The sequence below is a fragment of the Variovorax boronicumulans NBRC 103145 genome (assembly GCF_001591345.1).
GTDB lineage: Bacteria > Pseudomonadota > Gammaproteobacteria > Burkholderiales > Burkholderiaceae_C > Variovorax > Variovorax boronicumulans.
Window position 1 is genome coordinate 13,586 of sequence record NZ_BCUS01000029.1, and the last position, 12,318, is coordinate 25,903.

A 12,318-nucleotide genomic window follows, 5' to 3' on the forward strand; every position below is an offset into this window, starting at 1 on the left:
CTTTTCGAACTGGACGAGGCTTCGGCCCTCGTATGAAAGGATGGCGAGCCATCAGCGAGCGTCGGACCACGACTGTGCGCGGTGCAGGTCCGGATCGTTTTCGATGATGCCGCCGCGCCCGGAAAAACGGGTCCCCTGTTGGACGGCGCGGTGCAGGCGGGTGCGCAGAAAGCGGGCGTCCCTGAGGTCCGCGTCCGTGAGGTCCGCATAGGAGAAGTCTGCGTCTTGCAGGTCGGCCTGCGCGAAGCTGCTGCCTTTGCAGCGTGCGCGCTGGAACACGCTGAGCGGCAGCCGCGCCTGCGCGAAGCTCACCCCCTCGAGCGCGGCATCCACCCACAGCGACTGGTCGAACCGCCCCGCGGTGCAGTCGGCACCGCCCAGGTCGGCTTCCGCGAAGATCGTCATGCCGGCCTCGACCCCGGTGAAGCGGGCGCCGCGCAGCGAGGCCCCCTTGAAGTTGCTCTGCGTGAGCGTGGCATGGCGGAAATCCGCTTCGTCGAGCTTGGAGTCGGTGAACTGGCAGCGGCGCAGCACGAGCCCGGCCAAGTGCTGGCGCGCGAGGTCGCATTCGAGGAACACCACGCCCTCGCCTTCGAACTGTGCGAAGACGGCGGTGCGCAGGTCGAGCTTGAACATCGTCACGGTGTTCAGGCTCGCACCGGTGAGATCGCAGCGCGCCAGGTTCGATTCCATGACCGTGGCCTGCGCCATGCGGCGGGTCCGCAACGAGGCGTCCGCCAGGTCGCAGCGGAAGAAGGTGACGCGATCGAGCACCGCCTCGTCGAAGCGGGCGCCCGCCAGATGAGACTCGACGAACGACGCCTGCTCGAGCATGGCCTGCGAGAGATTCGCGCCCTCGAAGCGCCCGCGGAACATCTGTACCTGTTTGCCCGTCGCACCCGAGAAATCGCAGCGGTCCATCGGGCAATGGGTGATGACGCTGCCCGACAGATCGGCGCCGCGGAAATCGGCGCCGGTGAAGTCGATGCGGTCCCACAGCGCCCCCGAGAGGTCGAGCCCGCGCAGATCCCAGCCGCGGCAATCGAGTCCGTGCAGCTGCACGCCGTGCCGCACGTCGTCCAGCAAGGACTCGGGAGTCATGATGCCGCCTCCGGGTCGCGCCGCGGCCAGACCTTGGCATGCTGCGTGTAGGCGTCGTCGAGCAAGGTGGTGGCATCGATGAAGGCCTGCGACACGTCGGCGCGAAACAGGTTCGCCTCGCGCAGGTCACAGCCGAGCAGGTTCGACTTCGAGAGGTTGGCGTCGATCAGGTGGGCCTTGCGCAGCGAGGCGCGCGCGAGGTTTGCGCGCACGAACAGGCTTTCGCCGGCGACGAAGCCGTCCAGCCGCGCATCGGACAGATCGCACTCCGAAAGGTCGCAGTTCTCCAGACGGGCCGCGGTCAGGTCCGCTGCCGCGAAGGAGGTGCCGCGCAGCCCGCACTGCTTCATGAACATTCCCACGGCCGTCGCGCCGGCGAATGAGCTGCCGAGCGCGACACCACAGGCATCGAACCGCGCATGGGACAAGTCGACATCCGCAACCAGCGTGACCGTGACGAAGCCGCAGCGCACCAATCGCGCGGCCTTCAAGGACACACGCTCCAGGCTGCATTCGAGCAGCACGACCTGGTTCAGCTCGGCCTGGTCCAGCACCAGATCGCGCAGCGTCATGCGGCGCAGCGCGACCTGCGTCCAGCGCGAGGATTGCATGGCGCATTCCACCATTTCGGTCTCGTGCAGCTGGGTCTGATCGAGCTGCGCGCCACGCAGGCTGCAGCCCCTGAAGCGCGTGCCATGGCACAGGGTCTCGCGCAGGCTGGCCGACGCGAGATCGCAATCTTCGAGGCGCGCGCCACCCAGGTTGGCCTTGTCCAGCCGACTGCCCACGAGGCGTGTGTCCGTGAGAACGGCCCGCGCGAGCACGGCTTCGGAGAAGTCGCAGCCCTCGAGATTCGCTCCCTGCAGGTTCGCATCGGCCAGGACCGCGTGGGTGAAATCGGCCCCGCGCAGGTCCATGCCCGACAGGTCTGCACCGGTGAGATTCATCTTCGAGAAGTGGCGCCGCCCAGGCTCCGCCGCGGCCAGCCTGCGGCGCAACTTGGCAGCCCTGAAGCTCGGCACGCGCGGTGGCGTCGGGGTCAGGTGCGCCGAATAGAGGCGGCCCTGAAGCTTCAGCGGATCGGTCTCCACCGGGGCATCGACGCTCTCTTCGTTCGCTTCGCTTTCCTCGCGCGAGCCTTCTGCCTCCTCCTCGAATACCGAAGGCACCGGGGCCTCGGCGCCCTCGGGAACCTCGGGCTCCGATGCGCGTTCGGCCTCGACCCGGGCCACCTCGCCCTCCAGCCGCGCGCGCGTCTGGACCGCCTGCGCCTCGGCGCGCTCCAGGTACTCGGGCAGGTCGTCGAAGGCCGGCAGGACCTCGGGCGCCGGCGGCGGCGTGAGGTAGTCGCCGGGGTCGAGCCCCTGTGCGAGCAACTCGGCACGCTGGCTCTCGTAGTGCCTGCGCATGCCGGCCTGCAGGTTGCGCGGCAAGGGCTCGGCCAAGGTATCGGGCATGCGCATCGCAGTCCATTCCGCGAGCAGCGGGCGCGGCACCAGATCGCTGTCGCGCAGGACGTGGATGCTGCTCTTTTCCGGGTCGATGCGCTTGCGCATCACGTCGGCGTAGTGCGTCAGCGTGCGCGGCGCGTCCGGCAGTTCGATCGACGGCATGATGTGCGTCACGTCCGCGGCATCGTCCTCCCGGATCGGGGTGGTGCCGTGCCACACCAGCACCACCCGTTCGCGGTCGGGAAAGAACCAGGCGGTGCTCAGTCCGAGGTCGACGCGGCGCAACTCACCGACCTCTTTGGAAAAATTGAGGTGGCAGACCGCATGCCACGCGGGCAGGTTGCCGCGCAGCACCGGGATGCGCGGGTGCATGTTCCAGAGCTCGTAGGGCGCACCCGTGGGAAGCACGGGCTGGCCGGGCCAGCGCTGCTCGGGGCTGGCGGCATTGAAGAAGCGCCAGTCCAGGTCGTCGGCAAAGCCGGGGAATCCCGTCTGCAGCCATGCATCGTCGTACTTCGTCCCGGCCAGCGCCATGCGCTGCGGTGCATCGGGCAGGTAGCCCGAGAACGAGGCCGGCCGCGAGCGCTGCCCGCGGCGCTGAATCTGCTGCCCGACCACCTCCACATTGGGAAGCCGGCAGGTCTGTACGCCATTGACGAGTTCGTCGACCGTGCCCAGCCCCAACGGGTTGTCGGGAACATTGGGGCCGCCGAACGCGTGGCGCCAGTCGAGCGGCATCTGCTCGAATGCGGCCGGCTCGGTAATACGCCCGCCCAACCAGAAACGGTCGCCGAACACGGCCAGCGAACGGTCGACCCCGCCGACGCGCAACCGCACCGCGCACCGGGTCTTGTCGTCCTGGTGCGCCGTGTAGGCGAATCCGCTGGCCAGCACCTCGGCCTCGCCCTTGGGCATGCTCATGTCGAGCACGCTGCCGGGATCGAGCACATCGCCCGCCATCTGCCAGAGCTCCTGCTCGGGCTGCAGGCGCGACTCGGCCTCCAGGCTGGCGCAGGCCAGCACAGCAATGCCCAGCTGGTTGCGGGAACGCCAGCGGTAGGGGCGGGTGAGAAGGCTGAGGCGAAAGGGCTTGACGATCTTCAAGGTCGGCTTCGGGTGTGGGCAGTGCGCGGTGGGGGCGCGGAATCAGAAGGAAAAACCGCCCGGCGCGACGATCGGCGAGATCACCAGCTCGGTGGTGGGCGATGCGGAGGCGAAGCGCACGAGCACCGGCCGCCCCATCGCGTACAACGGCAGCTCGTTCAGCATCACCACCTTCTGCACGACGACCTGCCGCTCGACGCCGTCGCGGTCGGCGAAGCGCACGGTGAGATTCATCAGCGGGCTGGTATCGCTGTAGGCGCCGCCGACCTCGCTGCCGACGATGACGCCCTGCGCCTGCGCGTCGAAGCCGCGGCTGCGCGCCTCGCGGCGACGGATCGACAGCAACTCCCACGCGCCGCACAGCAAGGCCGAGCCCGCGAAGATCGATGCGATGCAGGGCAGCACGAGCCACATCGAGAGGGTTTCCATCGGCAGCAGGAGCGGCAGCAGGCCCGCCGCCACCAGCACGGCGCCCAGGACTCGGATCGCGCGTCGATGGGGCATCGCGGTTGCGGTCATCACGGGATCAGCACGAGGATCTTGATGTCGATGTAGACCGTGCCGATCGAGACCTTGGCTTCGGCCTTCTGGTTGAAGGCCTGGTTCGACCAGCGATAGGCCTTGATGTCGAAACTCGCCCCACCGATGTTGGTGGAGACCGCATTGAAGGTCTCCGACAGGGTGGCGTAGGTGAGCGAGTTCACCCAGGCGAACGAGAACATGAGCTTGGCCTGCGAGCGGATGTAGCTCGACGCCTTGGTCGTGGCGCTGCCACCCGCCACGGTCTCGATGCTGCCGTCGTACTTGTTGGTGTGCTTCTCGGTCGAATGCAGGAGGATCTTCTTGGCCTTGACGTTGAAGTTCGTCTCGGCGTCGATGGACACGTTCTTGGCCTTGCCCACGTAGTCGCCCGCCGACACGGTGGACGTGTGGTCGCCCGTTTCGATCGTCTCCGTGAGGCCACCCTTGATCGTGTCCTTGCCGCCGCCGCCCAGGACATCCCGCTCCCACCCTGTCTTGTAGCTCTCGAACCGCTTGCCGGCCCAGGTTTCCAGCCTGGAGTCCCCGGTGTAGACGTGCTCGGTCATGCCGTTCTTCACGTCGACGTGCAGCGCGTTGTCGAAATTCTCCTGTCGCAGGCCGGCCATCACGTGCACGTTGGAGTCGCCTGTCTCAACGGTCTCCGTGGCCCCCTCCTTGGTCGTGATCGCGATGGCGTTGTTGAAGAAGTGCTCGGCCTTCTTTGTCACTTCCAGCTTCGAGCCCGACTTGTAGATCGCGTGATCGAGGCCGTTGACCACCGTCGTGGTCCGCGCCTGGTCCACGGTGAGCTCGTCGTTCTTGTGGACGTTGGTGGTGCGGTGACCCTCCACCGTGTGGGTCTCGTCGTTCTCGACCTCGATGAAGAAGTCCTTCTGTGCATGGATCTTGATCGACTCGTTGCTCGGGTCGTCGTCGATCACAAAATGGTTGGCCAACTCCCCATCGCCTTTCACGGTGCGGCTGATGAAGCCGCTGACCGTCGCCTTGGCAGGAAGCTCCAGCGGCGGCATCTGGTCGGCGTTGTAGACACGCCCGATGATGATCGGCCGGTCGGGGCAGCCCGCGATGAAATCGACGATCACCTCCTGCCCCACGCGCGGATGGTTCACCGCGCCGAAGTTGGAGCCGGCCCAGGCGCTGGACACGCGCACCCAGCACGAGCTGTCTTCGTTGCGCTGGCCGTAGCGGTCCCAGCGGAACTGCACCTTCACGCGGCCGTACTTGTCGATCCAGATGTCTTCGCCGGGCGGCCCGACCACGGTGGCGGTCTGCGGGCCCTGGGTGCTCGGCACGCGCGTGATGCGGCGCGCGCGGAACGGGAACGAGGTGGGCTGCACGCCGAAGTGAAAGCTGTACTCGCCCGGCATGCCGCCGCTGGCATAGCCGCCCTCGCGCAGGCTGTACATCACCGAGACGACGAGGTACTCGCGGTTGTCCTCGTTGCGCGGTGCGTTCTGCATGGTGAAGCGGTAGCCGGGCGCCATGCCGCGCACGTTGGTGTGGCCGGTGTCGACCTCGGCCTGGGCCTGCGCTTCCTCGAGGCGGATGCGCGCGTAGTGCTCGCCCTGCCCCGCGTCGCTGTAGCCGCCCATCCACTCGTACATCTCGTAGCGGCCGTGGTCGCTGCCGCGCGGCTGGCTGCGCGTGTTGAGCAGGTCGGCCCGGGGCTTCTTGAAGTCGAAGTCGTCGACCACGTAGGTGCCGGGGCGGATCTCTTCGGTGACTTCCCACTGGTCGATCACTTCGCGGCCGGGGTCGGTGGCGCGGTCGCTCGCGAGGTAGCCGATCTTCGGGTAGCCGGGCAGCGTCTCGTGCGCGCTCATGTCGTCGGCGAGCACCAGCGTGTGCTGGTTCTTGTCGTGCTTGAAGTAGTAGTAGATGCCCTCGTGCTCCATGAGGCGGCTCACGAAGGCGAAGTCGGTCTCCTGGTACTGCACGCAGTACTCCCACTGGCGGTACGAGGCGCTGAGCTTCTTCTCGAAGGCGAAGCCGTACTCGCCCAGCACGTCTTCGAGGATCTCGACCACCGACTTGTTCTGGAAGATCTTGCAGTCGCTGGTGCGCGTGAGGTACCACAGCCACGGCCGCACCGCGGCGCGGTACACGGTGTAGCGCGAAGAGCCGCCCTCGCGCCCGATCATGGTGAAGCGCGTGATCTGGCCGTTGAGGTAGCGCGGCGTGCCGCTCAGCGTCTGGATCTCGAGCGCCAGTGGCTTGCCGAGCAGGCCCTTCATGTCGACCGAGGTGTTCGGGCTCAGCAGGTCGACCTCGAACTCGAACAGCTGCGACAGCCCTTCGCTGCCGTGCATCGAGCGGAACAGCAGCTGTTCCTCTCCAAGCGGGGTGTGGGCTTTGACGACTCTGTCCATGCGGCTCTCCCTTGTGTCTACGCGGGGCGTTCTGAAAACTCGTACTGGAAGTCGTCGCCCGCTGCGCCCAGCTGCACGCCGGCGAGCTTGCGCGCACTGACGGTGGCGCCGATGACTTCTTCGCTCAGCCGGGGCAGGATGGTGTGCGTGAGGATCGCGTCGATCATCCGGCCACCCGACTCTATGGCCGTGCAGCGGCGCGCGACAAGCGCGACGGCGCTGTCGTTGTAAGCCAATGCAATGCCGTGGTTGGCCTGCAGGCGTGCCGCGATGCGGTCCAGCTGCAGGCGAATGATCCGGTGCAGTGCGTCGGCCTGCAGCGGGTAGTAGGGCACGACCACCAGGCGCCCGAGCAGCGCGGGCGCGAACACCTTCAGCAGAGGCTCGCGCAGTGCCGCCGCCAGCGGCTCGGGGTCGGGGCGCAACGTCGGGTCTTCGCACAGCTGCATGACGAGGTCGGTGCCGACGTTCGACGTCATGATGATCACGGTGTTGCGGAAGTCGATGTGGCGGCCTTCGCCATCTTCCATCCAGCCCTTGTCGAAGACCTGGAAGAAGATCTCATGCACGTCGGGGTGGGCCTTCTCGATCTCGTCGAGCAGCACCACGCTGTAGGGCCGGCGGCGCACGGCCTCGGTGAGCACGCCGCCTTCGCCATAACCCACGTAGCCGGGCGGTGCGCCCTTGAGCGTGGAGACGGTGTGCGACTCCTGGAACTCGCTCATGTTGATGGTGACGAGGTTCTGCTCGCCACCGTACAGCGCCTCCGACAGCGCGAGCGCGGTTTCGGTCTTGCCCACGCCCGAGGGGCCGCACAGCAAGAACACGCCGACGGGCTTGTTGGGGTTGTCCAGCCGCGCACGCGCGGTGCGGATGCGCCGCGAAATGGTCTCCAGCGCATCGGGCTGCGCGACCACGCGGGCCGACAAGATCTCGCCCAGGCGCAGCACCGACTGCGCGTCGTCGCGCACCATGCGGCCGATGGGGATGCCGGTCCAGTCGGCGACCACGGTGGCGACGGCCTGCGCATCCACCGCCGCGAGGATGAGCGGTGTCTCGCCTTGCAATTGCACGAGCTGGTCTTGCGCTTCGTTGAGTTCGGCGCGGATGGCCTCGGGCGTTCGCTCGGGCTCGGTAGGCGGTTTCTCTTCGCGGTCATCTTCCGCTTCAGATTGCACCGGCACCGCCGCAGGCGACAGCAGCTTGCGCAACGCGACGATGCGCTCGACCAGCGCGGCCTCTTCCACGCGCCGCTGCTCCAGCAGTTCAAGTTCAGCCTGCGCGGCAGCCACCTGCGCCGCGATGTCTTCGACGCGCTGGTGCTCGCCGACCCCGATCGCCGCCTCGCGCCCCGCGATGCCGGACTCGATGCCCAGCACCTCGATGCGCCGCTTCAAATCTTCGAGCGCCGCAGGCAAGGCATGCTGGCTCAGCGCCACGCGCGCGCACGCGGTGTCGAGCAGGCTCACGGCCTTGTCGGGCAACTGGCGTGCGGGAATGTAGCGGTGCGACAGGCTCACGGCCGCTTCGAGCGCGGCATCGAGGATGAGCACGCCGTGGTGCTTCTCCAGTTCGGCCGAGATGCCGCGCAGCATGACCACGGCCTTGGGCTCGGTGGGCTCGTGCACCTGGATGGTCTGGAAGCGCCGCGTGAGTGCCGGGTCTTTCTCGATGTACTTCTTGTACTCCGACCACGTCGTGGCGCCGATGGTGCGCAACCGGCCGCGTGCGAGCGCGGGCTTGAGCAGGTTGGCTGCGTCGCCTGTGCCGGCGGTGCCGCCCGCGCCGACCAGCGTGTGCACTTCGTCGACGAACAGCACGATGGGCTTGGGGCTTTTCTCGACCTCGTCGATCACCTGGCGCAGCCGCTGCTCGAACTCGCCCTTCACGCCCGCGCCGGCCTGCAGCAGCGTGGGGTCGAGCACCCACAGCGACACGTCCTTCAGCGACGGCGGCACGTCGCCCGCAGCCAGGCGCGAGGCCAGGCCTTCGACCACGGCCGTCTTGCCGACGCCGGCCTCGCCGGTGAGCAGCGGGTTGTTCTGGCGCCGGCGCATGAGGATGTCGACGATCTGGCGGATCTCGTCGTCGCGGCCGTACACGGGGTCGAGCTCGCCGGCGCGCGCCTTGGCCGTGAGGTCGCTCGCGTACTTGGCCAGGGCCGAGCCGCCAGCGGCGGGCGTGTCGCCCTGGTGCTGCGCCACCGGTGCACCACCGCCCGCCTCCGACGCGGCGTCGTAGTCGTCTTCCGGCGAGCCTTCGGTCCATGCGGCGAGTTGCGCGACCAGCACATCGGGCACGAGCTTGTCGAACTCGCGCGAGATGCCCGAGAGCACCTGGCGCAGGCCCGGCGTCTTCACGATGCCCGCGAGCAGGTAGGCGCCGCGGATCGACGTCGCTTCGAAGCGCAGGCTGGCATAGACCCACGCACGCTCGACGGCGTGGTCAACATGCTCGGAGATGTCGCTGATCGACGTGGCGCCGTGCGGCAGGCGGTCGAGCGCGCGCACGAGGTCCTGCTCGACCGCGTCGAGGTTGAGCCCCGCGCGCTTGATGATGCGCAGCAGGTCGCTGTCCTGCAGCTGCAGGATCTGGTGCAGCCAGTGCACGAGCTCGACGTAGGCATTGCCGCGCAGCTTGGCGAAGGCGGTGGCGGTCTCCAATGCCTTGTAGAGCATCGGGTTCAACTTGGAGAACAGAGAGACGCGGCGGATGTCGGTCATGAGGAAGCCGGTGCGTTGCGGGAAAAGAGCGCCTCGGGCTGGAACACCATGTCGCCGGCGTCGGTGTCGGACAGGCGGGTGCCGAGCCAGCTGCCCCAGCCCAGGCGCTGGTCGCTGCTCAGCCGCATGCCGCGCGCCTCGGGCTTGCTGAGCACCAACCGCAGCTCCCAGGCGAATTCGATGCCGACGTACTGGCGCACCCAGTCGACCACCTGCTGCAGCCGCGGGCTGCCCGGCAGGAACTCGCGGAACTGCTGCTGCGACAACGGGCCGAGTTCGAGCCTGAACTTGCCCTGCGCATCGCGCACCGCCAGGCCGATGGTGGCGCCGCTGCCCAGCCGGTGGTTGCGCCCGAGCTGGCCGATGCGGCTGACCTGGCGCTCGTCGATGTGCACCCAGTCGCTCACGAACTCGACCACGCGCACGGGCACGTCGAAGTACAGGCGAAGAATCTGAATCAGCCCTTCGGGGTTGCACGTCTGGCGCACCAGGTGCCCCGCCATGTGCGTGCGCGCATGGTCGGCGATGCGGTCGCGCGCCTTCAGGCCGGGCTGCCCCATGTTCATGAGGCTGGCCACGTAGTCGACAAAGCGGTGGCCGTCGGTGCGGTCCAGGCTGTTGACCGACTGCGCGTCGGCCCAGGCGCGGTAGAACAGCAGGATCAGCCGGTGATGGAACAGGTCGGCGAAGGCGCTGAGCGTGTTGTCGGCGTGGTGGCGCTTGCGCTCGCGCGCGTACTCGGTCAGGTGCAGCGGGAGCGGGCCGTTGGGGCCGAACAGGCCGAAGCCGTAGATCGAGATGCGCGGCGCGCCGTCTTCGTCGACCTCGACGCCCGACACGTTCGACGGCGCGAAGGCCATCGAGGGCTCCTGCCCCAGCCGCAGCGGCTCGTCGCGCGGGCGCGGCGCACGGCCCAGCAGCGGATGGTCGCCCTGCGCGTCGAGCCGGCGCAGCAGCATGAACAGGTCGTGCTCGAAGGGCTGCTCGACGAGCCGGGCCCACAGCGCGGGGTCGGCCTCGGGCACGCCACGGCGCGGCGGGGCTTTCGCCTTCGCTTGCACTGGGCTGCGCGCATCGACGGCCGCCTCGTCGCGCGCCTCGGCCTCTGCCGGCAGCACCTGCAGCATGGCGTCGTCGGTGAGGCCGGTCGTGCTCATACGGTGGGGCGGCGTCCCACGCGCGGGGTCCAGCGCGCGATTTCGCCGCGCTGCAGGCTGGACAGCGCGAACTCGGTGAAGGCATTGAGCGACACGTGCCGGCTGAAGAACTGCTCCAGCACGGCGCCGAACAGGTACGGGCTCGTGCCCGAGAACGCGACCTCGTCGATCTGCAGCGCGATCTCCACGCCGCGCCCGAACACGATCGGCCCCGGCTCGGGCAGGCGGCGGAACACGGGCGCCAGCGCCATCGAGCGCACGCCCTGGATCTGCCGGCGCACGGCCGGGTCGGCGAGGTTGCCGTACAGGTCGAGCATCTCGCGCAGCGCGGCGGCGCCCTGCGTGGCATCGACGTCGGTCAGGCTCAGGTAGTTCAGGCCCAGGTGGCTGATGAGGCGCCAGGTGAGCGCGCCTTCGGCCAGCGCCGGGTACGGCCGCGACGGCCCGCGCAGGATGCGCACGCCGCGCACCGGCGCCGACACGCGCAGCGTGAAGTCCGATTCGAGCCCGGTGGGCAGCAGCAGCGGCAGGTCGCGGTTGGTGCACAGCGCGTCGATGGTGATGTGGCGCAGGCTGTGCGGAAACGGCGCGTCGTGCTGGTCGACCAGCGACACGTACACCTCGCTGCCGGTGTAGCTGGTGCGCGTGCCCTGCGCGCGTGCACGGTCGGACACCAGGCGCGGCTCGCGGCGCAGCGAGAAGTAGGCGCCGAAGTCCCCGTCGTCGGACGCGAACGAACCGAGGAAGGGCCGGAACTCGCGCTCTTCGGAGCCGTTGGCCATGTGGCCCGTGACGCGCTCGACGGTGAAGATCTCGAAGTCGCGCGGGCGCGTGCGGTCGATCACCGCATGGTGCTCATGCTGGCCCGGCCCGACCGGGATGCGGTCGCTGCGGCGCGGCACGAGGTTGATGATGGGGGTGCAGAACAGCGAGAAGTGCCTGGCATCGACCAGCCGCTCCAGGTCGGCGTCGGCGCGATCGAGCAGGATCACGATCTCCATCGTGGTGCCGCCGATGGCCGAGGCCGCCGCGCGCAGGTGCTTCACGCTGAAGAAGAGGTAGCGCTCGGGAAAGGCGAAGTACTCGTGCAGCAGGCGGTAGCCCTGGAACGAGCGCGCGTCGTAGGGCAGCAGCGACTGCTCGGGGTCGAAGCCCTCGTGGCGGATCGCCTCGTCGCCCAGCGGCACGATGCGCGCCGTGCTGCCGGGGCCGGCGCGGCACACGGTGGCCACGCTGTGGTGAGCGACCAGTTCGAGCACGCGCAGCGCGTGCAGCTCCGCGCCCGAGAGAAAGAACTCGAGCCGATCGAGCGGCATCTCCGAAAAGCGCGCGCCGCCCACGGCCTCGAGCTTGATGGTGATCGCGCTCTTGGCCTGGCGCGCCGCCATCGGCAGCGCATGCGCGATCTCGGCCGGCACCGGGCCGAGGCTCGCCTCGGCAATCTTGATGGGCCACAGCGTGACGGCGTGGCCCGTGCGGAACTCGCAGGCCGTCTGCTCGCCCTTGATCATGCGGCCACGCAACAGCGTGTGGCGCGGCAGCTCGTAGCCCGCCTTCAGCGAGCCCTCGTTGAGGTTGCCGTCGATCTGCACCACGGCCATCGCGGGCAGCGGCGCGAGGAAGTTGGGGTACACCACCTCGAGCAGGCGCTGCGAGAAGCGCGGAAACTCCGCGTCCATCTTGAGCTGGATGCGCGCCGTGAGAAAGCTGAAGCCTTCGAGCAGGCGCTCCACGTACGGGTCGCTGACCTCGATGCCGCGCATGCCCAGGCGGCCCGCGATCTTGGGGTAGCGCTGCGCGAACTCGGCCCCGAGCTCGTGCATGTAGGTGAGTTCGCGGTTGTAGTAGTCGAGGAGCTTGGCGTCCATCA

Annotated in this window: 7 protein-coding genes; all 7 read right to left on the bottom strand. The window is 68.4% G+C overall.

Annotated features, from left to right (window positions below; all coding sequences use genetic code 11):
• Positions 1-51: 51 nt before the first annotated feature.
• From VBO01S_RS11060 to tssF, 7 genes are read right to left on the bottom strand one after another with little or no spacing between them, the layout of a single operon-like run.
• Positions 52-1,086 (bottom strand): pentapeptide repeat-containing protein, encoded by a 1,035-nt coding sequence (locus VBO01S_RS11060; protein ID WP_255221097.1) that lies wholly within the window; start codon positions 1,084-1,086, stop codon positions 52-54.
• Positions 1,087-1,097: 11 nt separating this feature from the next.
• Positions 1,098-3,656 (bottom strand): DUF2169 family type VI secretion system accessory protein, encoded by a 2,559-nt coding sequence (locus VBO01S_RS11065; protein ID WP_062473953.1) that lies wholly within the window; start codon positions 3,654-3,656, stop codon positions 1,098-1,100.
• A gap of 42 nt (positions 3,657-3,698) precedes the next feature.
• Entirely contained in the window at positions 3,699-4,160 is a 462-nt protein-coding gene (locus VBO01S_RS11070; protein ID WP_157627346.1) for a hypothetical protein, read from the bottom strand.
• 14 nt (positions 4,161-4,174) lie between these two features.
• Positions 4,175-6,568 carry a type VI secretion system Vgr family protein gene (locus VBO01S_RS11075; RefSeq protein ID WP_082818088.1) on the bottom strand — a complete coding sequence of 798 codons (2,394 nt, stop codon included), beginning with the start codon at positions 6,566-6,568 and terminating at the stop codon, positions 4,175-4,177.
• Positions 6,569-6,585: 17 nt separating this feature from the next.
• Positions 6,586-9,291 carry a type VI secretion system ATPase TssH gene (gene tssH, locus VBO01S_RS11080; RefSeq protein WP_062473956.1) on the bottom strand — a complete coding sequence of 902 codons (2,706 nt, stop codon included), beginning with the start codon at positions 9,289-9,291 and terminating at the stop codon, positions 6,586-6,588.
• The gene (tssG, locus tag VBO01S_RS11085) at positions 9,288-10,448 is read right to left on the bottom strand and encodes a type VI secretion system baseplate subunit TssG (RefSeq protein WP_174543641.1); all 1,161 of its coding nucleotides are present in this window, start codon (positions 10,446-10,448) and stop codon (positions 9,288-9,290) included. Before tssG ends, tssH begins: the two co-directional genes overlap by 4 nt.
• The gene (gene tssF, locus VBO01S_RS11090) at positions 10,445-12,316 is read right to left on the bottom strand and encodes a type VI secretion system baseplate subunit TssF (RefSeq protein WP_062473958.1); all 1,872 of its coding nucleotides are present in this window, start codon (positions 12,314-12,316) and stop codon (positions 10,445-10,447) included. The genes tssG and tssF overlap by 4 nt, the downstream gene beginning before the upstream one ends.
• Positions 12,317-12,318 lie beyond the last annotated feature (2 nt).

What these genes read in the sequence shown, in the direction of transcription:
- VBO01S_RS11070 (WP_157627346.1), bottom strand. Translation starts at nt 4,160, where the DNA reads ATGCCCCATCGACGCGCGATCCGAGTCCTGGGCGCCGTGCTGGTGGCG.
- VBO01S_RS11075 (WP_082818088.1), bottom strand. Translation starts at nt 6,568, where the DNA reads ATGGACAGAGTCGTCAAAGCCCACACCCCGCTTGGAGAGGAACAGCTG.
- tssH (WP_062473956.1), bottom strand. Translation starts at nt 9,291, where the DNA reads ATGACCGACATCCGCCGCGTCTCTCTGTTCTCCAAGTTGAACCCGATG.
- tssG (WP_174543641.1), bottom strand. Translation starts at nt 10,448, where the DNA reads ATGAGCACGACCGGCCTCACCGACGACGCCATGCTGCAGGTGCTGCCG.
- tssF (WP_062473958.1), bottom strand. Translation starts at nt 12,316, where the DNA reads ATGGACGCCAAGCTCCTCGACTACTACAACCGCGAACTCACCTACATG.